The organism is Microbacterium sp. ARD32, assembly GCF_031844385.1.
GTDB lineage: Bacteria > Actinomycetota > Actinomycetes > Actinomycetales > Microbacteriaceae > Microbacterium.
On sequence record NZ_JAUZVD010000001.1, the window covers coordinates 490,021 to 514,519 of the forward strand.

17 protein-coding genes are annotated in these 24,499 nt (G+C 70.3%); 11 read left to right on the top strand and 6 right to left on the bottom strand.

All coding sequences use genetic code 11. The features are described 5' to 3' along the window. Window positions 1-110: 110 nt before the first annotated feature. Window positions 111-956, bottom strand: a complete 846-nt coding sequence (locus tag Q9R19_RS02290) for a type IV toxin-antitoxin system AbiEi family antitoxin domain-containing protein (protein WP_311254729.1) — start codon at window positions 954-956, stop codon at window positions 111-113. A gap of 255 nt (window positions 957-1,211) precedes the next feature. Here Q9R19_RS02290 and Q9R19_RS02295 point away from each other — a divergent pair, with 255 nt between their 5' ends. The 6 genes from Q9R19_RS02295 (at window position 1,212) to Q9R19_RS02320 (ending at window position 11,710) form a co-directional block, all read left to right on the top strand. Beyond that, window positions 1,212-2,330, top strand: coding sequence for a GuaB3 family IMP dehydrogenase-related protein (locus Q9R19_RS02295; RefSeq protein ID WP_311255846.1), 1,119 nt, complete (start codon window positions 1,212-1,214; stop codon window positions 2,328-2,330). Then, window positions 2,327-3,157: an SURF1 family cytochrome oxidase biogenesis protein gene (locus Q9R19_RS02300; RefSeq protein WP_311254730.1), complete on the top strand. Its 831-nt coding sequence runs from the start codon at window positions 2,327-2,329 to the stop codon at window positions 3,155-3,157. The genes Q9R19_RS02295 and Q9R19_RS02300 overlap by 4 nt, the downstream gene beginning before the upstream one ends. A 184-nt stretch (window positions 3,158-3,341) precedes the next feature. After that, a complete protein-coding gene (locus Q9R19_RS02305) occupies window positions 3,342-8,006 on the top strand; it encodes an ExeM/NucH family extracellular endonuclease (RefSeq protein WP_311255847.1) in 4,665 nt (1,554 codons plus the stop codon). Between the two features lie 174 nt (window positions 8,007-8,180). Further along, complete coding sequence (locus Q9R19_RS02310; RefSeq protein WP_311254731.1) at window positions 8,181-8,666, top strand: DUF3817 domain-containing protein; 486 nt, start codon at window positions 8,181-8,183, stop codon at window positions 8,664-8,666. Beyond that, complete coding sequence (guaA, locus tag Q9R19_RS02315; protein WP_311254732.1) at window positions 8,663-10,249, top strand: glutamine-hydrolyzing GMP synthase; 1,587 nt, start codon at window positions 8,663-8,665, stop codon at window positions 10,247-10,249. The genes Q9R19_RS02310 and guaA overlap by 4 nt, the downstream gene beginning before the upstream one ends. A 99-nt stretch (window positions 10,250-10,348) precedes the next feature. Then, window positions 10,349-11,710 (top strand): glycosyltransferase, encoded by a 1,362-nt coding sequence (locus Q9R19_RS02320; protein WP_311254733.1) that lies wholly within the window; start codon window positions 10,349-10,351, stop codon window positions 11,708-11,710. 80 nt (window positions 11,711-11,790) lie between these two features. On the opposite strand, the gene Q9R19_RS02325 is transcribed toward Q9R19_RS02320, so the two are convergent. The 4 genes from Q9R19_RS02325 to Q9R19_RS02340 form a co-directional block, all read right to left on the bottom strand. Then, the gene (locus Q9R19_RS02325; RefSeq protein WP_311254734.1) at window positions 11,791-12,456 is read right to left on the bottom strand and encodes a DNA alkylation repair protein; all 666 of its coding nucleotides are present in this window, start codon (window positions 12,454-12,456) and stop codon (window positions 11,791-11,793) included. 49 nt (window positions 12,457-12,505) lie between these two features. Further along, on the bottom strand, window positions 12,506-14,470 hold the full coding sequence (locus Q9R19_RS02330) for a TPM domain-containing protein (protein ID WP_311254735.1): 1,965 nt from the start codon (window positions 14,468-14,470) through the stop codon (window positions 12,506-12,508). 168 nt (window positions 14,471-14,638) lie between these two features. Next, window positions 14,639-14,908, bottom strand: coding sequence for a GlsB/YeaQ/YmgE family stress response membrane protein (locus Q9R19_RS02335; RefSeq protein WP_311254736.1), 270 nt, complete (start codon window positions 14,906-14,908; stop codon window positions 14,639-14,641). 176 nt (window positions 14,909-15,084) lie between these two features. After that, complete coding sequence (locus Q9R19_RS02340; protein WP_311254737.1) at window positions 15,085-16,035, bottom strand: Bax inhibitor-1/YccA family protein; 951 nt, start codon at window positions 16,033-16,035, stop codon at window positions 15,085-15,087. Between the two features lie 88 nt (window positions 16,036-16,123). Here Q9R19_RS02340 and Q9R19_RS02345 point away from each other — a divergent pair, with 88 nt between their 5' ends. Next, on the top strand, window positions 16,124-17,107 hold the full coding sequence (locus Q9R19_RS02345) for a glycerophosphodiester phosphodiesterase family protein (RefSeq protein ID WP_311254738.1): 984 nt from the start codon (window positions 16,124-16,126) through the stop codon (window positions 17,105-17,107). Window positions 17,108-17,163: 56 nt separating this feature from the next. Beyond that, the gene (locus Q9R19_RS02350; protein ID WP_311254739.1) at window positions 17,164-19,659 is read left to right on the top strand and encodes a UvrD-helicase domain-containing protein; all 2,496 of its coding nucleotides are present in this window, start codon (window positions 17,164-17,166) and stop codon (window positions 19,657-19,659) included. A 12-nt stretch (window positions 19,660-19,671) separates the two neighbouring features. Here the strand turns inward: Q9R19_RS02350 and glsA are convergent, their stop codons facing one another. Then, the gene (glsA, locus tag Q9R19_RS02355; RefSeq protein ID WP_311254740.1) at window positions 19,672-21,057 is read right to left on the bottom strand and encodes a glutaminase A; all 1,386 of its coding nucleotides are present in this window, start codon (window positions 21,055-21,057) and stop codon (window positions 19,672-19,674) included. Between the two features lie 67 nt (window positions 21,058-21,124). Between glsA and Q9R19_RS02360 the strand changes: the two genes are divergently transcribed. The 3 genes from Q9R19_RS02360 (at window position 21,125) to Q9R19_RS02370 (ending at window position 24,465) form a co-directional block, all read left to right on the top strand. Continuing rightward, the gene (locus tag Q9R19_RS02360; RefSeq protein WP_311254741.1) at window positions 21,125-22,114 is read left to right on the top strand and encodes an ATP-binding cassette domain-containing protein; all 990 of its coding nucleotides are present in this window, start codon (window positions 21,125-21,127) and stop codon (window positions 22,112-22,114) included. Window positions 22,115-22,124: 10 nt separating this feature from the next. Further along, window positions 22,125-23,285 carry an SseB family protein gene (locus Q9R19_RS02365; RefSeq protein WP_311254742.1) on the top strand — a complete coding sequence of 387 codons (1,161 nt, stop codon included), beginning with the start codon at window positions 22,125-22,127 and terminating at the stop codon, window positions 23,283-23,285. Between the two features lie 94 nt (window positions 23,286-23,379). Continuing rightward, complete coding sequence (locus tag Q9R19_RS02370; RefSeq protein WP_311254743.1) at window positions 23,380-24,465, top strand: ATP-dependent DNA ligase; 1,086 nt, start codon at window positions 23,380-23,382, stop codon at window positions 24,463-24,465. Window positions 24,466-24,499 lie beyond the last annotated feature (34 nt).

Here is a 24,499-nt window from a genome sequence, read left to right on the forward strand (position 1 = left end):
AGGGAAACCGCCCAGAACAGGCGAAGAAGCACGGAGATTCACCTGTTCTGGGCGGTTCTCCTCTTCTCGGCAGGGGCACGGCGTAGCCGGCCGGGGCGGCGTGGTCGGAGTCAGCGGTGGGATGCCCGGTGCAGGCCCTGCGCGATCGCGTTCAACAGGGTCTCCTGCACGTACCGCATGTCGAACATGACCTGCTGATAGTCGAAGCGGAGCACGGTGTACCCGAGCAGCGCCAGTCGGGCATCCTGGCGCAGGTCCTTGCGCCGATCCTTCGCGCTGCCGTGGAACTCGAAGCCGTCCAGCTGGATCACGAGACGCTCGCCGATCAGCGCGTCCACCCGATGCCCGTCGATCCGCACCTGCTGCTGCACCTCGACGCCGCAGCTGCGGGCGATCGCGAGGAAGGCGGTCTCCACTCCGGAGTCCGACCCGGTCCCCACACGGTCGAGCACCGCGCGACAGGCCGTGGCTCCCCACTCCGTGCGCCGAAGCTGGTTCAGCGTCACCGCGCCCGTGCGCAGCCCCGACTCCCAGACGGCGGCGGCGGATACCGGCGGCACGCAGCGCGCCACGTGGAAGAGCACGTTCAGCATCGGCTCCTCCACGGCGAACCGTGCGACCGGCGCGGGTGCGGTCGCGCGATGCAGCACCAGCCCGGGGCGCCCGCTGTGCGCAGAACTGGGCGGCACCCAGACATGCGTGTCCGCGGCATCCGGCGTCCACAGCCCCCGTTGCGCGGCGGCGGTCACGCACGTCACCCGGCCGCTCACCTCCGCGGCCGCGCGCCGCGCAGCGGAGCACTCTCCGGCCACCAGCCAGGTGCGGTGCACGCGCTGCAGGTGCCCGGCATCCACCGCCTTCGCGACCTGATGACGTGAGAACCCCGCCTCTCGCAGGTGACGCGTGTGCGCGATGCCGTGATGCCGCCGCATCCATTCGCCCAGAGATGTGCTCATGCGTACCGAGGATGCTCGATCCCGCTGCATCGTGGACTCGATACCCGCCGACTGTGGACAACCCACCCGGATCCGCCGGTTGTGGAGAGAAGTCGGGCACTGCCCAGAACAGGAGAATGACCGAGAACAGGAGAAGAAGCGGTCGGATGCTCCTGTTCTGGGCTGTTCTCCTGTTCTCGGCCGGCTGACCCGGCCCGCGCCTGCGCCTGCGGAAGCGGCCCCGCGCACGTCGCCGGGTAGTCTGGTGAGGTGAGCATGGACATCGAGATCGGCCGAGGCAAGCGCGCGCGCCGCGCGTACACGTTCGACGACATCGCGGTCGTGCCGTCGCGACGAACCCGCAACCCCGAGGACGTCTCCACGGCGTGGTCGATCGACGCGTTCTCGTTCGACATCCCGGTGCTCGGCGCGCCGATGGACTCGGTCGTCAGCCCGCAGACGGCGATCATGCTCGGCCAGCTGGGCGGCCTGGGCGTGCTCGATCTGGAAGGCCTCTGGACCCGCTACGAGAACCCGCAGCCGCTGCTCGACGAGATCGCGGCGCTGCCGGCTGAGCGCGCCACGACGCGGATGCAGCAGCTGTACTCCGAGCCGATCAAGCCCGAGCTCATCAAGCAGCGCCTGGCCGAGATCCGCGACGCGGGAGTGACGGTGGCGGGCTCCCTCACCCCGCAGCGCACGCAGGAGCTGTACGAGACGGTGGTCGCGGCCGGTGTCGACCTGTTCGTGATCCGCGGCACCACGGTCTCGGCCGAGCACGTCTCCAGCGTGGCCGAGCCGCTCAACCTGAAGAAGTTCATCTACGACCTCGACGTGCCCGTCGTCGTCGGCGGCGCCTCCACCTACACGGCAGCCCTCCACCTGATGCGCACCGGAGCCGCCGGCGTGCTGGTCGGCTTCGGCGGGGGAGCGGCCTCCACCACGCGGGTCACGCTCGGCATCCACGCACCGATGGCCACCGCCGTCTCGGACGTCGCCGCCGCCCGGCGCGACTACCTCGACGAGTCCGGCGGACGCTACGTGCACGTGATCGCCGACGGCGGGGTGGGCACCTCGGGCGACATGGTCAAGGCTCTCGCGATGGGGGCGGATGCCGTGATGCTCGGCGTCGCGCTCGCCAGGGCGACGGATGCCCCGGGCCAGGGCTTCCACTGGGGCGCCGAGGCCCACCACCCGCAGCTTCCGCGCGGGCGTCGCGTGGCGGTGGACGGCGTCGCGAACCTGGAGGAGATCCTGTACGGGCCGGCTCCCGTCGCCGACGGCACCGCCAACCTGATCGGGGCGCTGCGCAAGTCCATGGCGACGACGGGCTACTCCGACTTGAAGGAGTTCCAGCGCGTCGAGGTCGTGCTCGCGCCGTACGAGCTGGGATGACCGGCAGCGCGCCGCTCGCACCGCAGGAGTTCCCGCCCACCCTGCGCGAGGTGATGCTGCGCGGGCGCTGGATCGGCGTGCTCGCGCTGTGCCTGGTGGTGGCCGGCGTGTTCGCCTGGCTGGGCCAGTGGCAGCTGTCTCGCGCGGTCGACACCGATCCGCCGCCGCCCGGAGCCACCGAGCAGGTGCGCCCGCTGACCGACGTGATCGAGCCCGGGCAGTACCTGGGCGAGCAGCTGGGCGGACAGCGCGCGCGCACCGAGGGCACGTGGGTGCCGGGGGACTTCATCGTGGTCTCGCAGCGCTTCAACGACGGGGTCGAAGGCTACTGGGTCACCGGCCAGCTGCGCGTGGCCGAGCGCACCTCGATCGCCGTCGCGGTCGGGTGGGCCCCGACGCGCGAGAGGGCGGATGCCGCGGCCGCCGCTCTCGAGAAGAGGGGCGCGGTCGCCGCCGAGATCACCGGCCGGCTCATCGACGACGAGGGTGTGGAGGTGCCGCCGCGCTCCGATCCCGAGGAGCTGGTGCGGATGTCGCCGGCGGCGCTGCTGGCGCGCTGGCACGACATCGACGAGCTGAACGTGTACCGCCCGTACCTGGCATCCGTCACCGCTCCCGACGGACTCGTCGACATCAGCTCGCCGCCTCCGCAGGAGAAGTCGCCGATCAACTGGCTGAACATCTTCTACGCGGCCGAATGGGCGGTGTTCGCCGGGTTCGCGTTCTACCTCTGGTACCGGCTGGCGAAGGACGCCTGGGAGCGCGAGGTGGAGGAGTTCGAGGATGCTGCGGGCACGGCATCCGACGCCGAAGCGGATGCCGGCTGAGCAGAGTCCCCGATCGGGTGCACTTTCGGTGACCATCGGATGGCCGATCGGCCAACATCCGTCCAGTTCCTTGCCCGATGTCAGAAGGCGGTTCTAGGGTCGCACTGTGCGCGCCCACCGGCGCTCACGGCGCCGGGTTCACGAGACCCGGCGTCCATCCGGACCCGAGGAGACAGCAGTGAAGATGTCCGCTCCCAATGCGGTGGCCGTGACGGCCCCCGCTCCGCACCACAGGAATCGAGCGCGCGTGTGCGCCCTCGCGATGACCACCGCGTTCGCGCTGGGATTCGGCTCGCTGAGCGCGGCTCCCGCCCTCGCCGCGGTCGACGGCACCGGCGTGGTGATCAACGAGGCGGCGCTCTCCGGGGGGAGCAGCGGCGCCGCGTTCCGGAACAAGTTCGTCGAGCTGTACAACCCGACCGATAAGGCGATCGCACTGGACGGCATGTCGCTGCAGTACCGGTCTGCGACCGGCAGCGCGGCGTTCTCCGCCGTCGTCGAGCTGACCGGATCGATCCCCGCGGGCGGGTACTACCTGGTGCAGGGGAACAGCAACGGCGACGCGGGCGCCGAGCTGCCCGCTCCCGACGCCACCACCGGCGCGGCCTTCAGCGGCACCAAGGGCACGCTCGCGCTGGTGGAGGGCACCGCCGCCATCTCGCCGGAGACCGGGTCGCTGGTCGGCGTCGACGGGATCGTCGATCTGCTCGGCTACGGGTCCTCGAAGACCTTCGAGACGGCGCCGGCGCCGGCGCCGAGCAGCAACGCGGATGCCGGGTCGATGAACCGCACCGACGGGAAGGACACAGACGACAACAGCAAGGACTTCTCGCTGTCGGCATCCATCACACCCACCAACTCCCGGGGCGAGACCGCGGCGAGCGATCCCGACCCGGACCCCGAACCGGATCCTGAGCCCGAGCCCGGGGAGAAGGTCGCGATCGCCGACGTGCAGGGCACCGGCGACGAGTCCCCGCTGGCCGGGGACAGAGTCAGCGTCGAGGGCGTCATCACCGCCGACTACCGCACGGGCGGCTACGACGGCATCGTCATCCAGACCCCCGGCGAGGACACCACGCCCGGCGCCTCGGACGGCATCTTCGTCTACCTGGGCGGCAAGACCGTGCCCGGCAGCATCGGCGACCTGGTCTCGGTCGACGGCACAGTGAGCGAGCGCTTCGGCCAGACGCAGATCACCCCGGCGTCCGCTTCGGATGTCGCACTCGTCACCGCCGGCGTCGGTGTGCCCGCGGCCGCACCTCTTCCCGCCTCGGTGGTGGGCGCCGACCGTGAGGCGTACGAGAACATGCTCGTCGCGCCCACGGGCGACTACCTGGTGGCTTCCAGTCACCAGCTCTACAACTACGGCACGCTGTGGCTGAACCCGGGAGAGCTGAACGTCAAGAGCACCGAGCTGGAGCAGCCCGGTGATGCGGCGGACGCCATCGCAGCATCCAATCGCGCCGATCGGATCCTGCTCGACGACGGCTACAGCATCACCGTCACCAACAGCGCGCACGAGGGCGACCAGCCGTACTTCACGAAGGACGTCGTGGTCCGCAACGGCGACGCCGTGGACTTCGGCGACAACGCCTACGTGTTGCAGTACGACCACGACGACTGGCGCCTGCAGCCGGTCACTCCGCTGAACAGCGCCTCGCCGGCGTCCGAGAAGGTGACGTTCACGACGAACAACCCGCGGCCCGAGGTGCCCTCGGTCGGCGGCGACGTGCAGGTCGCGTCGTTCAACGTGTACAACTACTTCACCACGCTGAGTGCGGACGACTCCAACGCGCGCGGTGCGCGGGATGCGGCCCAGTTCGCCATCCAGAAGTCGAAGATCGTCGCGGCGATCAACGGCACGGATGCCGAGATCGTGTCGCTCATGGAGATCGAGAACTCGATCAAGTTCGGCAAGAGCATCGACTCGGCGCTCGCCGACCTGGTCAGCGGCCTGAACGCGGCGCTCGGCTCCGACGAGTGGGCGTACGTTCCCACGCCCGAGGCGCTCGACGACGCGGCGACCACTGACTTCATCACCAGCGCGATCATCTACCGCAAGGATGCCGTCACCCCGAAGGGCGATGCGCAGACCATCCAGGACGAGAGCGTCTGGGGCAACGCGCGCGAGCCGATCGCGCAGGCGTTCGACATCGACGGGCGCACCGTGACCGTGGTGGCCAACCACTTCAAGTCCAAGGGCGGCGACGGGCCGGAACCGGCCGACGGCCAGGGCCGGTTCAACGCCGACCGCGTGGCGCAGGCGACCTCGCTGCTGGAGTTCACCGACCAGCTGAAGCAGGACAGCGGCAGCGGCGACATGCTGCTGATCGGCGACTTCAACTCGTACGCCCAGGAGGATCCCATCGACGTCTTCACCGACGCCGGCTGGAGCGACCTGGTGCCGGAGAAGGCGAAGGGGCAGTACACGTACACCTTCGACGGCGAGCTCGGCTCGCTCGATCACGTGATCGCGTCGCCGTCGCTGGCGGCATCGATCACCGGTGCGGGCGTGTGGGGCATCAACTCGCCGGAGTGGAGCGACCGCGGGTACGCGTTCGGCGCCACCGAGTCGGGCACGCCGTTCCGCTCCAGCGACCACGACCCGATCGTCGTGGGCGTCTCGGCGAGCGTGCCGCCGGTGAGCATCGACATCGCCACGATCAACGACTTCCACGGCCGGATCGAGGCCGACGGCAAGGCGGCGGGCGCTGCCGTGCTCGCCGGTGCCGTGCAGTCGGTGCGCGACGCCAACCCGAACACGATCTTCGCTGCGGCGGGTGACCTGATCGGGGCATCCACCTTCACCTCGTTCATCGACAACGACGTGCCGACCATCGAGGCGCTCAACGCCGCAGGGCTGGAGGTCAGCGCGACGGGCAACCACGAGTTCGACCAGGGCTGGGCCGATCTGCGCGATCGCGTGCAGGACCTGGCCGACTGGGAGTACATCAACGCGAACGTCTTCGTCACCGAGACCGGCGAGCCGGCTGTCGCCCCCGCCTGGGTCAAGGACGTCGACGGCGTGCGCGTCGGGTTCGTCGGAGCGGTCACCGAGGATCTGGACAGTCTGGTCTCGCCCGACGGCATCAAGGACCTCGAGGTGCGCAGCATCCCCGACTCCGTGAACGCGGTGGCCGACGACCTGCGCGACGGCGACCCGTCCAACGGCGAGGCCGACGTGGTGATCCTGCTCGTGCACGAGGGGGCGACCACCACCGCGGTGGACAGCATCACGCCCGATTCGGCGCTCGGTCAGGTCGTCTACGGCGTCGATGACGATGTGGATGCCATCGTCTCCGCGCACACGCACTTGGCGTACAACCACGTCATCGACGGCCGGCCGGTCGTCTCGGCGGGGCAGTACGGCGAGAACATGGGCGTGATGAACCTGCAGGTCGATGCGCAGACCAAGGAGCTGTTGTCGATCACGAACGAGATCAAGCCGCTGGCTCACGAGGAGAAGGGCGCCGACGGCAAATCGGTCTGGGTGCCGAACTACCCGGCCGTGCAAGAGGTGCAGACGATCGTCGATGCGGCGAAGCAGAAGGCCGATGAACTCGGAGCCGTGAAGGTCGGAGAGATCACCGGCGACTTCAACCGGGCGCTGCAGAGCGACGGCAAGACCGAGAACCGCGGTGGCGAGTCCACCATCGGCAACTTCGTCGCCGACGTGCAGCAGTGGTCCACCGGCGCGCAGATCGCGCTGATGAACCCGGGCGGCCTCCGCACCGACCTGAAGTACGCGGCGACCTCGGACAGCGATCCGGCGGGCAACGTGACCTACCGTGAGGCCGCCACCGTGCAGCCGTTCGCCAACACGCTGGTGACCATGCAGCTCACCGGAGCGCAGCTGAAGTCCGTGCTCGAGGAACAGTGGCAGCCCGAGGGCGCCTCGCGTCCGTTCCTGAAGCTGGGCGTGTCGAACGGACTGCAGTACACGTACGACCCGACGGCCGCACGGGGCTCGCACATCACCTCGATCACGCTCGACGGCACGGCCGTCGATCCGGGGGAGTCGTACCTGGTGGCGGCGAACTCGTTCCTCGCGGCCGGCGGAGACAACTTCGCCACCCTCGCCGAGGGCGCCGACCAGAAGGACACCGGCAAGGTGGACCTGCAGTCGATGGTCGACTGGTTCGACGAGAACCAGAGCGCGTCGCCCGATCTCGCTCAGCGCGCGGTGGGTGCGACCCTCAGCGCTCCCGACGCCGACGGATACAGCGCCGGCGACCAGGTGACGGTCGACCTCTCCTCGCTCGCGTTCAGCACGAACGAGCAGGCGCCCGGCGATGTGACGCTCTCACTGGGCGACACCGTGCTCGCCGCGGGAGCCGTCGACACGACGGTGGTGGATGCCACCGACGAGGTCGGCAGGGCGAGCCTGACCTTCACCGTCCCGGAGGGCGTGGAAGGCGCGCAGCAGCTCACCGTGTCCGTCGCCGGAACCGGCACGTCGGCGGAGGTGCCGTTCACCGTCACCGGCTCGGAGGAGCCCGGCGAGTTCACCGGGACCATCTCGCTCGGCTCGTCCAAGGTGGCCGCGGGCACGGCGCTGAAGATCACCGGCGAGGGCTACCAGCCGGGTGAGACCGTCACCCTCGAGCTGCGGCCGAAGAAGGGCGACGCGATCCGGCTCGGCACCGTCGAGGTCGGCGAGGACGGCTCGTTCTCGGCATCCGTGACCGTGCCGAGGGCGACCCACCCGGGCACCTATACGGTCGCCGCAGCGCAGGCCGACGGGGATGCCGCCACCGCGGTGGTGCACGTGAACCGGAAGGGCGGCATCGGACACGTGATCAAGGAGATCATCGACTGGGTGCTGGACCTGTTCCGCGGCTGGTTCTGAAGCGGCTGGTTCTGATCCTGCGGGATCCGATCCGCGGCTGAGTGTCCGCGAGCACGGTGGGGGCCGTCGGGAGCGATCCCGGCGGCCCTCACCGCGTGCGGCCGGCGGTCCTCGCCGCTTGCGGCCGGGATCGCGCGGCGGAACGGTGCGTGCACGACGTCTAGACTGGGGAGCATGCCAGAGCCGAAAATCGCCAGCTTCCCGGCGATCCGCGGGGCGCTGAAGTTCTATCAGATCGCCTCGATCATCACCGGCGTCATGCTGCTGCTGCTGTGTGCGGAGATGGTGCTGAAGTACACGCCCATCCGCCTCGAGCTCTTCCTGGGCGGCTCAGGCGGATTCCTGTGGTTCGCCGATGTCGTCGAGGGGCCCGAGGGACTCGAGTCCACCGGAGACGGTGTCAACCTCTCGCTCGGCATCCTGATCGTGCACGGCTGGTTCTACGTCGTGTACCTGTTCGCCTGCTTCCGGATGTGGAGCATGATGCGCTGGCGCTTCCCGCGGTTCATCCTGCTCGCCCTCGGCGGCGTCATCCCGCTGCTGTCGTTCTTCATGGAGACGCGGGTGGCCCGCGACGTGAAGGCCTATCTCGCCCGCCGCGAAGCCACCGACCCGACAGGCTCAGCGACTCAGAACCCCGCCACGGAAGGTGCCCGTTGACCGAGCAGACCGAGACCCAGCAGCGCCCCGCGCTCGTCGTCGACTTCGGTGCGCAGTACGCGCAGCTGATCGCCCGCCGCGTTCGCGAGGCCGGCGTGTACAGCGAGATCGTGCCGCACACCGCTAGTGCTGAGGAGATCGCCGCGAAGAACCCTGTCGCGCTCATCCTCTCGGGCGGGCCGTCTTCGGTGTACGAAGAGGGCGCGCCACGCCTGGACCCCGCCGTGTTCGAGCTCGGCGTGCCGACGCTGGGCATCTGCTACGGCTTCCAGTACATGGCGCAGACCCTGGGTGGCGAGGTCGCCAACACCGGGCTGCGCGAGTACGGCGCCACCGACGCGCACGTCTCCGCGGGCGAGAGCACGCTGCTGGGCGGCCAGCCGACCGAGCAGAACGTGTGGATGAGCCACGGCGACCAGGTCTCCCGTGCCCCCGAGGGATTCGACGTGCTCGCCACGACGGACGCGACCAAGGTGGCCGCCTTCGCCGACGAGCAGCGCCGGTTCTACGGCGTGCAGTGGCACCCCGAGGTGAAGCACTCCGACCACGGCCAGGCGATCATCGAGAACTTCCTGCACAAGGGTGCGGGTCTGCCGGCCGATTGGAACAGCGACAACGTGATCGCCGAGCAGCTCGAGCGCATCCGCGAGCAGGTCGGCGACGCGCGGGTGATCTCCGCGCTCTCCGGCGGGGTGGACTCCGCCGTCTCGACCGCCCTCGTGCACAAGGCCATCGGCGACCAGCTGACCGCGGTGTTCGTCGACCACGGGCTGCTGCGCAAGGGCGAGCGCGAACAGGTCGAGAAGGACTACGTCGAATCCACCGGGGTGCGCCTGATCACCGTCGATGCGGCGGACACCTTCCTGGGACACCTCGCCGGCGTCACCGACCCCGAGACCAAGCGCAAGATCATCGGCCGCGAGTTCATCCGCGCCTTCGAGCAGGTGCAGCGCGACCTGGTCGAAGAGGCGAAGGCATCCGGCGGCGCGCCCGTGAAGTTCCTGGTGCAGGGGACCCTCTACCCGGATGTGGTGGAGTCGGGCGGAGGCGCGGGCACCGCGAACATCAAGTCGCACCACAACGTGGGCGGCCTGCCCGAAGATCTCGACTTCGAGCTGGTCGAGCCGCTGCGCGCCCTGTTCAAGGACGAGGTGCGCGCGATCGGCCGCGAGCTCGGCATCCCCGAGGCGATCGTCGGCCGCCAGCCGTTCCCCGGCCCAGGTCTGGGCATCCGCATCATCGGCGAGGTGACCCGTGAGCGTCTCGAGGTGCTGCGCGAGGCCGATGCGATCGCCCGCGAGGAGCTCACCAAGGCCGGACTGGACCAGACCATCTGGCAGTGCCCGGTCGTGCTGCTCGCCGACGTTCGCTCGGTAGGGGTGCAGGGCGACGGCCGCACCTACGGTCATCCGATCGTGCTGCGACCGGTCTCCAGCGAGGACGCAATGACCGCCGACTGGACCCGCCTGCCCTACGACGTGCTCTCGAAGATCTCCAACCGCATCACCAACGAGGTGCGCGAGGTCAATCGCGTCGTGCTCGATGTGACCTCCAAGCCGCCGGCGACCATCGAGTGGGAGTGAGCGCTGTTGCCGGATTCCGCCCCCGGCCAGTCGGTCCCTGAGCCGGGCCCACGCGCCCCCGAGGCTCCGTGCGGCGCGGAGCGGCGCTCGGAGTGGGGCGTGGGGATCGAAGGGTTCCCCGACGCGGCGTTTCTCGTGCTGTCGAGCCGGCTGGTCCCAGGCCTCGACGGCGGCTACACGATCGCCACCGCCGCCCGCGCGCGGCAGCTGGCGGAGCACGGCGCCGACGTGCAGGTGCTCACCGTCGATCCCGCGGATGCCGCAGCGCACGCCGCTCATCGCGCGGAGTTCGCCCGCCTGGGGATGCTGCCCGCCGGCATCCCGCTTCGCAATCTGTTCGACGAGGCGAGTGCGCCGGAGGGCGGTGCGGCGGGGTGGCTGCGCGCGGCATCCACCCCCGCCTCGACGGAGAGCACGGCCGACTCTTACCGCGAGCTGACGGATGCCGAGGGCCGGCCCTGCCTGGCGCTGCCGGTGATCCAGGGGAACCCGGACTGGCATCTGAGCACGGCGCCGGTGCGGGTGTACGACGAGCACGGCGACGTCATCGGCACGCTGCCCGGCTTCGGCGGGCTGTACCGCGCCTGGCTGGATCAGCTGGTGGAGCAGTCTGCCCGCCCGGTGGTCGTGATCTGCGAGTCTCGTCAGCTCGGCGAGCTGCTGGCGGAGTGGTCGAATCCCGGCGCGCGCATCGTGCACGCGATCCACACCATGCATCTGGAGCCGCCGTACACGGCGGATGCTCCGCTGAACGCCCTGTGGAGCCGCTGGTTCGCCGTCAGCGACCGGTTCGACGCGGTGATCTGGCCCACGCCGGCGCAGCGCGATGATGTGCAGGCCCGGTTCGGCGGGGATGCCGTGAACCTGGTCGCGCCGCACGGCATCCGCCTTCCTGAGGCGAGCGACGCCGATCGCGAGACGGGGCTCGTGGTCAGCGTCTCCAGGCTCGCCCCGGGCAAGCGCGTCGACCACCTGGTGCGCGCCTTCCTCGCAGCGGACGTCCCGGGCACGCGCCTGGAGATCTGGGGCGACGGGCCGTCCTCGGCGTCCGTCGCCGAGCTCATCGGCTCGCTCGGCGCGGGCGAGCGGGTCAGGCTGATGGGCCGCACCGACGACCCGGATGCCGTGCTGCGCCGGGCGTCGCTCATGGTCACCGCCACCGCGTACGAGGGGCAGGGGCTGTCGATCGTCGAGGCGCTCGCCGCCGGCTGCCCGGTCGTCTCCTACGACGTGCGCTACGGTCCCGGTGACGCGCTGCGTCGCGGGGGAGGGCTGCTCGTCCGCTCCGGTGATGAGGGTGCGCTGGCTGATGCGATCCGGCGGGTGCTCACGGACGCCCCGCTGCAGGCGCGCCTGGCCGCGGAGGCCCCGGCCGCGGCATCCGCCTGGAGCGAGGATGCCGCGATGGCCGCCCTCGCCTCCGCCACCCGCACAGCCCTCGCGTCCCCGCCCCGCCGCTGACACCGCGGCGTCGCTGACACCGTCCCGCCGCTGATCCGGCGCCCACTGATCACATTCTTCGACGCGCTGACCCGCGCGGCTCACGCCAGGTGCTTCAGCGCCTCTCGGCGGGAGAGCGGGGAGAGCGGATGCTGTGCGGCGAACGCCCGCACCCAGCCGGGGTTGCTCTTGGCGAGCTCGCGCAGCGCCGTGCCGATCGCCTTGTGGATGAAGAACCGGTCATCGTCGATGTTCGTGAGGATCGCGTATTCGAGCAGGCCGAGATCGGTGGCACCCTTCCGCCCGACCTGGCAGATGATCGCGGCGCGGCGCACCCAGAAATCCTCGTCGTCGGCCCAGATGCGCATCTCCACCGCGAACCGCTCGGGATCGGCATCCAGCAGCTCCCGCAGCCGGTGCGAGGCCTCGTCGACGTAGTCCCACCAGGCGCCGCTGCGGATCATCTCCTCGTGCACGGGCAGCGTCGCGGGATCGCCGCGCAGTGCGGGCAGCGCCATCAGCGCCAGCGCCGCGTAGCGCTCCTCGCGGAACTCCGCCTGACGCCACAGCTCCAGCGCCGTCTGCTGCAGCACCCCGGCATCCGTCTCGCCCTTGGCGAGCCGACGCACGAGCGCACGCGCGGCGGGCACCCGCACGCCGAGATTCGGCATGGTGGACTTCAGATACGACTGCTGGGCCGGAGCGATCGCCGGATCGGCCAGCTCCTGCAGCCCGGTGCGGATGCTGTCCGCCAGCGTCGCCGTCATCGCCCCAGGCTACGCCGCCGCGGGGCGACCGGCCAGAAGCGGCGACCGGCTAGAAGCGTCGCCCGCCCGAGCGTCCCGAGGAGCGGCTTCCCGACGAGCGGCTGCTGAACGACCGCGACGAGTGCGAGCGCGACGAGCGCGAGGAGCTGTGCCACGACGAGCGCCGGGACGACGATCCGCCCCAGCCCGACGAAGAACCGCCGCCCTGGCCGCCGAAGGCGCCGGAGAGCGCGCCGAAGACGGCACCGAGGATGATGAACAGCACGATCGCGCCGCCGTTGCCGTCGGCGATGCTCAGGCTGCTGAAGAAGCCGAGCACGGCCCCGCCGAGGGCGCCGAGCACGGCCTTGCCTCCGCGGCCGTCATCGTCGCGGCTGGATGCCGCGCTCTGCGCGCTCCAGCTCGGGCGCGAAGGCGCGGTGTGGTGCACGATGTGCTGCGCCGAGCCGGTCGCGGAGGCCGAGGAGCGGGTGAAGCGGCCGGAGATCGGCGCGGTCGGCGCGGAGGTGAGCGACTGCACCTGCTCGGCCACGCTCAGGGCTGAGGAGGCGAGCAGCTCGACCCGTGCGGGATCAGCGGATGCCTCGGCCTGAGCGAGCTGGCGCTTGGCCAGGTTCAGCCGGGTCAACGCGAGTGCGTTCACGTCCGCCGGCCGCGCCTGTGCGGAGAGGTCTGCGGCATGCACGGCGGCCCGCGCCAGCTCCAGGGTGCTCTTCTGCGCAGCATCCGCCCCGGCTGCGCCACTGCCCGCAGCACCCGCGGCGAGGGCGTCGGCCTGCGCCTTCACCGCGTCGCGCAGCGCGGTCGCCTCGGCAAGCAGGCGCTCGATCTCGTGCACGGCATCCGAGATCGCCTTCGCCCTGTGCGCCTTCACGGCCTTCTCCAGCGCGGCCAGCTGGGCATCGGCATCCCGCAGCCGGTCGCCGATCTCGTCGGCGTTGCCTGTCACTCCCACCAGCGCCGCCGGCGGGAAGGCTGCGCGCAGCGCGTCCAGGCGCTGCGCGGCATCCTGCTGCAGGTGGGCGGCCTCATCCCGTGCGGTCTGCAGCCGTGCGAGCGTCTTGGCGGAGCCCTGTGCGAGAGCGCGCAGCGACGCCAGCCGCTGCGTGCGGGCGTCGAGGTCGCGATCGATCTGCGCGCACAGCGCGATGATCTCGTCCGTCCAGGCGCGGGTCTGCGCGGGTGTGTCCTCGATGGCGTCCTCGAGCTTCTGCAGCAGCTGGAAGCCGTGGTCCAGTCGCGCGCGGCACTCCTCGAGCACCGAGGTGAACTCGGCCGTGGTCTCCTCGCCGTACTCCGCGGTCACGAAGCCGAGCTCCTGCTCGCTGGTCTTCACCGCCTCGTCGGCCCTCACCAGCAGACGCGCCGCGCGCTTCTTCTGCCCCTCCAGCGTGCGCAGCTCCGCGGCCAGCGCAGCGCGGCGCCGCAGGTAGACGACCAGGCGCACGACCGCGAATACGATCAGCGCCAGCACGGCCACGCCCAGCACCCACACCCACCACGGCCACGGCACCTTGTCGAACTCGCCGGCGACGTAGGAGATGCCGCCGGACCAGTCGTCGTCCGCCAGGTACTCGCCGCCGAGGTGATCCTCGATGCTCAGCACGCGGCTCTCCGAGAGCGGGCCGGCGGCGACGCCGTCGCCGCCGTACTCGGCGGAGATGGCCAGGCTCCTGCCCTCGGTGGCGATCGCGAGCAGGTACTGATCCGGTGCGAGGTTGTTGCGCAGAGCCGTGGCATCCGCCCAGGCGAGCGCGTTGTCGGGGTCTTCGAAATCGGGAACCAGGATCACGTACAGCTCGGGGCGGTCGGGCTTGCCTGCGAGCTCGGACAGCTGCTGCTCCAGCCGGGCCTGCGCGGCATCGTCCAGCACTCCGGAGGCGTCGGTGACGAAGCCGGGGTCGAGGTCGGCCGGGGTATCGGCGGATGCTGCTCCCGCACCGGCCAGCACCAGCCCGGCCGCCAGCGCGATTGTGCTCGTCAGCGCCGTGATCGTCTTCCAAGGTCCACGCATCGAGTCCCCTCCCGCTCGCGGGCCCGGTCGTGGAACCGGCCCCCTGCCGTGACAACCATCATGGCAGGGCGGGATCGTTCGCGCGGATCCGCGCGGAGCGGGCCGGCCGCGGACACGCGTGTGGCCCGCCTCCCCAGCGGGAGACGGGCCACCGTCGCGTTGCGAGGGTCAGGCGCTGCTGCGGCTGCCCCGTCCGACGATGAGGCCGTAGATCAGGAGGACGATGATCGATCCTCCGATGGCGCACAGCCACGTGCCGAGATCGAAGAAGCCCGAGATGTCGAGCCCGAAGAGGCTGCCGATCCAACCGCCGATGATGGCACCGACGACGCCCAGCAGCAGTGTGACGAACCAGCCGCCGCCCTGCCTGCCGGGGAGGATCAGCTTGGCGATCGCACCGGCGATCAGCCCGAGAAGAAGGAATCCGAGGAAGCCCATGATGGAGTCTCCGTTCTGTTGTTCGACGCGGCATGTTGCCACGATCCGAGCGTGGCGCAGCCGCGGCGGAACAGGTAGGCCCTTGTGTGCGTTCCCGGCGGTGTGCTAAGTGCTCCCGCACGTGAGAACGGCCGCCCTCCGAGGAGAGCGGCCGTTCGTCTGCTGTCGGGGTGGCGTCAGTCGTTGCCGCGCAGGATCGCCAGCATGCGCAGGATCTCGACGTACAGCCAGACGACGGTCACCATGATGCCGAAGGCGCCCAGCCAGCCGTACTTGCGGGGAGCGCCGTTGCGCACCCCCTGCTGGATCTGATCGAAGTCCATCACCAGCGAGTAGGCCGCCAGGAACACCACGAAGATGCCGATCAGCACACCCCACGGGATGCCGAACAGCGGGCTCGGCGCGCTGCGCATGCCGAACATCAGGTCGCCGGGCAGCACATTCGTCCACATCAGCACGACGTTCAGCAGCGAGAACACCAGGTAGCCGATCATCGCGATCAGCACGATCTTGCTCATCTTGGCCGAAGCGCGCACCTTGCCGCTGACGAACAGCGCCAGGGTCACGCCGACCACAGCGACGGTGGCCAGAGTCGCCTGCATCACGATGCCGGGCCACATTACCTCGAAGAACGACGAGATGCCGCCGATGAACAGGCCCTCGAAGGCCGCGTAACCGAAGATCAGCGCGGGGCGCACCTTCTTGCGCGAGGTGAAGGTGACCACCATGGCCAGCACGAAGCCGCCCAGCGCGCCGATGATCCACGGCATCATGTTCGGCTGGCCGGTGCTGGGCAGCGCCGACGCGGTCCACACCCAGCCCACCACCGCGGTGACGAGCAGGATGCCGAACAGGCCGGCGGTCTTCCAGATGGTGTCCTCGACCGTCATCCGGTCGGTCTCGATGGCTCCGGCCGGCGGTGCGGCGTACATGCCCTCGAGGTTGGCCTGCGCGGCGGCGTTCACTCCCGCCTGCTGGAAGGCGGCGGTCTGCGCGGCGGCGGGCGGCGGCGGCGCATACTGGCCCTGCCGGCCCTGCTGCGCACCCTGGGGCGCGCCCGGATAGGTGGCGACCTTCCGCGGATCCTGCTGCTGGAATGCCTGGTTGTTGAAGACGAAATTGCTCATGGGTGGCCTCTGCTCCCGAGGGATCGGTCAACTCTTTCTACAACGATAGCCGCGCAACCCTATGAACGGGGTGCTTTACGCTGAGAGCGTGCCCAGGAAATCACCGCTGATCATCGGGCATCGCGGCGCGCCCGGGTACCGCCCCGAGCACAGTCGCTCCTCCTACGAACTCGCGTTCGCGCTGGGGGTCGATGCCGTCGAGCCCGACGTGGTCGCCACCAAGGACGGCGTGCTGGTCATCCGGCACGAGAACGAAATCTCCGGCACGACCGACGTGGCCCAGCATCCGGAGTTCGCCGACCGCCGCACCACCAAGAGGATCGACGGGCAGTCCCTCACCGGCTGGTTCACCGAGGACTTCACCTGGGACGAGCTGTCCACCCTGCGCGTGCGGGAGAGACTGCCGAAGATCCGCACCTCCAGCGCGACCTTCGACGACGCGCAGCCGATCCTGCGGCTGACCGAGCTGATGCGGCTGATCAGTGCGGCATCCGTCGAGCACGGCCGTGAGATCGGCATGGTCCTCGAGGTCAAGCACGCCACCTATTTCGCGTCCATCGGGCTCGACCTGGCTCCCCTCATCGAACGGGACCTGCGGGCGGGCGGCTGGGCCACCGGCGACCTGCCGCTGGTGATCGAGTGCTTCGAGTCCACGGTGCTGACGCGGCTGCGCCGGACCGGGATCGCGGCATCCTTCGTGTACCTGATCGAGGCGAGCGGCAAGCCGTTCGATCTGGTCGCGGCCGAGGGACGCGCGGCACCGGACTACGCCTCGATCGTCGCGCCGGCGGGACTGGATGCCCTGGTCGGGCAGGTCGACGGGATCAGCGTCGACAAGCGGATGCTGCTGCAGCCGGACAGCACGATCGTGGCCGACGCGCACGTCCGGGGCCTGCGGGTGTTCACCTGGACCTGCCGGCCCGAGAACCGGTTCCTGTCAGCCCCGTTCCGCGCCGGCGGCGGCAAGGCCGCCTTCGGTGACTACGAGGGCGAATGGCGGACCATCGCCGCGACGGGCGTGGATGGAGTGTTCGTCGATCACCCGGATCTGGGGGTGGCCGTCTTCCGGTGAGTCGAGCGGCGCTCGCGGAGTCGGCTGTCGGATGCCGCGCCTAGACTCGTATGGCCATGACCGACGCGCCACTCATTGTCCCCGCATCCTCCGCGCCGCGCCCCTCCGACGGCGCCGACGCGCTGCTCGCCGGACTGAACCCCCAGCAGCTCGAGGCGGTGACCCACCGCGGCCCCGCGCTGCTGATCGTCGCGGGTGCCGGGTCGGGGAAGACGAGCGTGCTCACCCGCCGCATCGCCCTGCTGCTGCGGCAGCGCGAGGCGTGGCCCAGCCAGATCCTGGCGATCACGTTCACCAACAAGGCCGCTGGCGAGATGCGCGAGCGCGTGGCCGGGCTCGTCGGCGATGTGGCGCGGGGCATGTGGATCTCCACGTTCCACTCGGCGTGCGTGCGCATTCTGCGGCGCGAGGCCGAGCAGTTCGGGTTCACGAAGTCGTTCACGATCTACGACTCCGGCGATTCGCGCGCGCTGCTGAAGCGGCTGGTCAAGGAGCACGAGGCGGATGCCTACGGACTCACCCCCGGGGCGGTGCAGTCGCGGATCTCCAAGCTCAAGAACGAGCTGCTGGATGCCGAGGGGCACGCCAGGCAGGCGAACATGTCCGACCCCGCCGAGCGCAAGTTCACCGACATCTTCGCCGACTACCAGCGGGCGCTGCAGAAGGCGAACGCCTTCGACTTCGACGACCTGATCGCGCAGACCGTGTTCCTGTTCCGGGCGTTCCCGAAGGTGGCGAACGTCTACCGGCGCCGGTTCCGCCACATCCTCGTGGACGAGTACCAGGACACCAACCACGCGCAGTACGCGCTGATCCGCGAGCTGACCAAGCCCGTGGACGCGTCGGCGGAGGCGGACTCCTCGACGGGCTCAGGGACCCAGTTCGAGATGAACGGCATGATGATCTTCGAGCCGGACGCTTCGACGGGCTCAGCGCCCCAGGGCGATGGCGTCGAGGGGGCGTCGCTGACGGTGGTGGGCGACTCGGACCAGTCGATCTACGCGTTCCGCGGTGCCGACATCCGCAACATCACCGAGTTCGAGCGCGACTTCCCCGGCGCGAAGGTCGTGCTGCTCGAGCAGAACTACCGCTCCACCCAGAACATCCTCTCGGCGGCCAACGCGCTGATCGGCAACAACTTCGACCGCAAGGCGAAGAACCTGTGGAGCGACAAGGGCGCGGGCGAGAAGATCGTCGGGTTCACCGGTTACTCGCAGCACGACGAGGCCCAGTTCGTGGCCGACGAGGTGGAGCAGCTGCGGCGTTCCGGCGTCGCGTACTCCGAGATGGCGGTCTTCTACCGCACCAACTCGCAGTCCCGCGCGCTGGAGGAGATCTTCATCCGCTCGGCCGTGCCGTACAAGATCATGGGCGGCACCAAGTTCTACGAGCGCGCCGAGATCAAGGACGCGCTGGCGTACCTGGTCGCGGTGGCCAATCCCGCCGACGAGATGGCCGTGCGCCGCATCCTCAACAAACCCCGACGCGGCATCGGCGCTGTCACCGAGACCTCGATCGCGATGTTCGCCGAGCAGCACGGCATCAGCTTCCGCGACGCGCTGCGGCATCCCGCCGAGCTCGGTGTCGGGCCCAAGCTGCAGGCGGCGATCGCGCAGCTGGACGCCGTGCTGACCGAGGCCTCCGAGATCCTGCAGCCGGCCTCCGGCGAGGTGCCGCCGTCGACGTCGGTGGCCGAGGGGCTGACCGTGCTGCTGAACCGGAGCGGCTACTTCGACGCGCTGCGCGCCAGCCGCGACCCGCAGGACGAGGCGCGGCTGGAGAACCTCGACGAGTTCGTGGCCGTGGCGCGCGACTTCGCGCGCAACAACCCCGACGGCACGATCGTGGATTTCCTCACCGAGGTCGCGCTGGTCTCGGATGCCGATGACCTCGACGACGAATCCGGCGTGGTCTCGCTGATGACCATGCACACCGCCAAGGGGCTGGAGTACGACGCGGTGTTCGTCACCGGCGTCGAGGAGGACCTCATCCCGCACCGCATCTCGGCGGGGGAGCCGGGCGGCCCGCAGGAGGAGCGGCGACTGTTCTACGTGGGCATCACGCGTGCCCGCAAGCGGCTGCACCTGTCGCTCGCGATGACCCGCGCTCAGTTCGGCGAGGTGTCGGTGGCCATGCCCAGCCGGTTCCTGCAGGAGATCCCCGCCGAGCTGATCGATTGGCGCCAATCGCCCGGTGATGTGAATTCCCGCGGCGGAATGCAATCGCGGGCGCTGAACGCGCGCAGGTCCGGCGGCTGGGGTGGTGACGGCCGGGAGAGCGACCGGTTCGCGCCCACGTCCCTGCCGAAGGGCGGCGGACTGAAGCCGCTGTCCACGGCCATGGACCGCTTCCCGAACAAGGTCACCGGCAAGGTGCGCGACAACGGCGATCTCGAGCTGGCCGCCGGCGACCGCATCCGTCACGACGACTTCGGCGAGGGGCGCGTGGAGGCCGTCACCGGCGAGGGCGCGAAGCGCATCGCCCACGTGCGGTTCGACACCGCCGGCCAGAAGAAGCTGCTGATCAAGATCGCGCCGATCCAGAAGCTCTGAGCCGGCGGCGACTCAGTCCGTGTCGGGCCCAGCCCCCGTCATCGCCACCGCATCGCGCACCGCGTCGTCGAAGTCGGCGGACTGCGACAGGCCGGCGACACCCAGGCTGCGGCCCTGCGGGTCGCTGGCGATCACCCGCATGCCGCGGGCGCGGCACCAGGTGGCCAGGGCCGCCAGCATCCACACCGCCACCGACTGCAGCTGCGTCACCTCGGTCAGATCCAGCACGATCACGGCGGGCGAATCACGGTCAGCGGGGCGGGCGGCCAGCCACGCGTCGAGGTCGAGCAGCAGGCGCTCGGCACCGTCGAAGTCGATGTAGCCGCGCAGGCGCCACACCGCCAGATCGTCGGCGTTCTGCTGCAGCAGCTGGCTGGCCACGGCATCCTGCTCGGCCCCCAGCCCCGCGGCGAGCTCGTCGTTCGCGGCCGTCACCTCGGCGGCCGACAGCGTGAGCGGGCGATGCAGCACGTGCAGTCCGAACCGGGTCGCCAGCCGCTGGGCGGCCGCCACCCCGCGCACGCTCGCGCCGCTGGCATCCAGCCTCGGGCTGAACAGCCCCAGCCCGAACTCACCCGGCGAGCTCGCGACCAGCCCGCCGGCGACGCCCGACTTGGCGGGGAGCCCGGCGCGCAGCAGCCACTCGCCCGCGTAGTCGTACATGCCGCAGGTGGCCATGATCGTCATGACGTGCTGGCAGGTCTCAGCGCTGGTGACCCGCTGCTGCGTGACCGGATTGACTCCGCCATTGGCGAGCGTCGCGCCCATCACCGCGATGTCGCGCGCGGTGACCAGCACGGAGCACTGCCGGAAGTAGGTGTCCAGGGTCTCCGACACCGGAGCGGTCAGCGATCCGGCACCGCGCATGAGATAGGCCAGGGCGCGGTTGCGGTCACCGGACTCGTGCTCCGACGCGAAGACCGCCTCGTCCACGCGCAGGTCGCGCCCGGCGAAGGCGCTGAGCCGGGCCAGAATGCGCGCGAAGCGCTCCTCGGCGGAGTCTCCGCGCACCAGCGAGGTGGTCACGATCGCACCCGCATTGACCATCGGGTTGGGCGGACGACCGGTGCCCGCTTCGAGCTTGACCGAGTTGAACGCCTCGCCGCTCGGCTCTGCTCCCACCCGGGCGTGCACCGCGTCCAGGCCCTGATCGTCGAGGGCGAGGGAGTACACGAACGGCTTCGACGCCGACTGGATCGTGAACACGACATCGGTGTCGCCGCTCTCGTACACGCGGCCGTTCAGTCCGCACAGGGCGATCCCGAACAGCTCCGGATCGGTGTCGGCCAGCTGCGGGATGTAATCGGCGACCGTACCGCGCCGGTCCGAGACGAGCCGGTCGTGCACGACGTCGAGGAACGACGTGACGATGTCGGAGAGCTTCTCGGGGGCCGTCATACGCCCATGCTACGGGCGGGCCCGGTGTGCGGACCGGTGCCGTTTCCCGGGGGTGCTTAAGTGGGGCTTGGTCTACGCCGTCGCGATGTACCTGATGGTGCTGCGCTCGTACGACTCCACCCCGAAGGCGCTGTGCTGGGCGGAGCGGATGCAGAAGGAGGCCGGCGCATACTTGGAGGCGCAGCCTGTGGTGCGGGTGTTCGGCGGCGCCGCCGCATCCACCTTCCGTGCCCGGCTGGGCGAGTACGTGCGCTTCCTCTCCGACTGGCAGCGCCCGTTCATCGGCGCCAAGACCGTGATGGATCTGGCCACCCGGCCCACGACCTTCCTGCTGCTGATCTGCGTGTTCGGCACGCTGTGGGTGACCGACGGCACGATGAGTCCGCTCGATCTGCTGCCGTTCCTGCTGCTGGGCACCACCTTCGGCTCCCGCCTGCTCGGCATCGGTTACGGGCTCTCCGGGCTGCGCGACGGTCTGCTGGCCGCCACGCGCGTGCAGCGTGTGATCGAGGACGACGAACTCGCAGCATCCGCACCCTCCGAGGCAGCAGCATCCGCCTCCGCAGCATCCGCCCGCGCCGAAGGCGTGCGGTTCGACGGCGTCGGGTTCGGCTACCGCACGGGCGCGCCGGTGTTCGACAGGGACGCCATCGTCGAGCAGCTGCCCGACGGCTGGGAGTCGCGAGCGGGTGAGGCGGGGTCGGCGCTCTCCGGCGGCGAGCGGCAGCGGGTCTCCATCGCCCGCGCTCTGCTCAAGCCCGCCCCGGTCCTGCTGGTGGACGAGGCGACGAGCGCGCTGGATGCCGAGAACGAGGCCGCCATCGCCGCCGCGCTCACCGGTGATCCCGTGCCGCGCACGCGAGTGATCGTCGCGCACCGGCTCAGCAGCATCCGCTCGGCCGACCGCATCGTGTTCCTCGAACGCGGGCGCGTGGTCGAAGAGGGCGGCTACGACGAGCTGCTGGCGCGCGACGGGCGCTTCGCCCGGTTCCACAGGCAGCAGCGTGCCGCTGCGGCCTGGCGGATCGGCGAAGTCGCGCCGGAGGAAGCCGATTAGGCTGGGACGCATGGCCCTCTTCTCCCGCCGCAGCAAGCACGTCGACAAGCCGGATGCCGAGCAGGAGGCACCCGCCCCGGAGGCGGTCGAGGAGGCGACGCCATCCGAGGCGCCGGCCGCGGAGCAGTCCGAGACGGCCGAGGATGCCGTGCCCGAGGTCGGCATCTCGGTACAGGCCTTCCGCGGCGTCGGCGCACAGGCCGGCCCCGAGGTCACGCTGCCGGACGAGACCGCGGCATCCGGTGCCGGTGCGTCCGGTGCCGAAGCGACGGCCGAGCGCCCGCAGACGCCGGCGGCGCCCGGTGCCGCCCCGCTCACGATGGGCGGCCCGCGCCTGCCGCTCGCGCCCGCCGAGCCGCCGCAGCAGACCCACACCGTGGAGGGTCTCGTCGACAACGTTCTGCTGCGCGAGGCCCTGCAGCAGCTCGAGGAGGGCGCGGGCAACGAGCAGCTGCTCGGTGTGATGCGGCAGTCGCTGCAGGGGCACCTGTACCTGCGTGTGAGCGGCGACGCCCGCGAGCAGGTCGCCGCAGGCAAGCCGCTGTCCGTCGGCATCGTGCGCGACGGCGACCGCACCTTCATGCTCGCGTACAGCTCCGGCGCTGCTCTGCGGGCATCCGTGCAGAGCGAGGAGGACGCCGCATCCACCTCCGCGATCGCGCAGCCCGCGACCGAGGTCTACCAGCAGGTGGTCGGCGGCGGCTTCACCGGCATCATCATCGACAACAGCTCCGCCCCGCACCGCGTGGTCTTCCCGACCGAGCTGCTGCAGCGCGCCCTCGAGCAGGGCGACCCGCAGATGCGCATCAAGACGCTGCTGGCCGCACCGCGCGACCAGCAGACTCCGGTGCGCGTCGCCGAGGCGCTCGCCGCAACCCGCAGCTGGGTGGCGATCAACGACGGCTCGAACGGTCAGCCCGTCGGCATCGCCGAGGCGCGCACCGCGGATGGGCGCCGCTTTCTGCAGCTCTTCTCGCATCCCCTCGAAGTCGTGGCGCTCGGGCGCAAGGACCAGCCGATGCCGTTCGAGCCCGAGCAGCTGGGCAAGGTGCTCAGCGAGCACGCGGAGATCGCGGGCATCCTCGTCGACATCGCCGGCCCCTCGATCGCGATCGAGCGCGACGACCTCAGCGCGCTGCTGGTGCTTGCGGTCGATCTCGGCGACGACTGAGCGGGCGCGCATCCGCGTGCTGACGCGCGCCGGTGCTCGTCGCCGTTCGTCAAGCCCCCTGTGTTCGGCCGAGACGACCGCCTAAAGTCGGGTCATGGCCTCCGAGCGCGTGACTGTGACCGTGACCGATGCCGATGGCGAGCGCGAGGTATCGCTGTCGAGCCCGAACAAGGTGATCTGGCCGGTCGACGGCGGTGAGGGCATCACCAAGGCCGAGTACGCCGAGTACGCGCAGCAGGTGGCGGAGCCGTTCCTCGCGGCGAACGGGCATCGTCCGGTCTCGCTGGAGCGGTTCCGCGACGGCATCCGCCCGACCGCCGACGGCGGGGACCCCGGCGCCGGCGGCTTCTTCTCGAAGAATCCGCCCAAGGGCGCACCCGAGTTCGTGGATGCCGTGACGGTCACCTACAACTCGGGGCGCAGCCATCCGCAGATCGTGCTGAACCGCGCGAGTGCCCTCGTGTGGGCCGTGCAGATGAACACGGTGGTGTTCCATCCCTGGGCGTCGCTGGCCTCCGACACCGACAACCCGGTGGAGCTGCGCATCGACCTGGACCCCCAGCCGGGCACGGGCATCGCCGAAGCGGTCGTCGCCGCACACGCGCTGCGCGAGGTGCTGCGCGAGGCCGGTCTGGAGCCGTTCATCAAGACCAGTGGCAACCGCGGGCTGCACGTGTTCTGCCCGATCGTGCCGGAGTGGGAGTTCCTCACCGTGCGGCATGCCGTGATCGCCGCCGGACGGGAGCTGGAGCGGCGGATGCCGGATGCCGTGACGATGAGCTGGTGGAAGGAGGAGCGCGGGCAGCGCATCTTCGTCGACTTCAACCAGGCCAACCGCGACCGCACCATGGCGGGCGCCTACAGCCCGCGCGCCAAGGTCGGCGCTCCGGTGTCGACCCCGATCCACTGGGACGAGCTCGACCAGGTGGATCCGACGCGGTTCACCGTGCGGAGCATTCCGGCGCGCCTGTCCGAGGTCGGCGACCCCTGGACCGACCTGCAGAAGTCCCCGGGACGCATCGACACGCTGCTGGAGTGGTGGGAGCGCGATCTGGAGAACGGCTTGGGCGAGCTGTCGTTCCCGCCCGAGTTCCCCAAGATGCCCGGTGAGCCTCCGCGCGTGCAGCCCAGCAAGAAGGTCGCCGAGAACTGGGACGCCGAGGGCAACCCCGTCGACTGAGCCCGTCGACTGAGCCCGTCTATGTGGCGTAAAG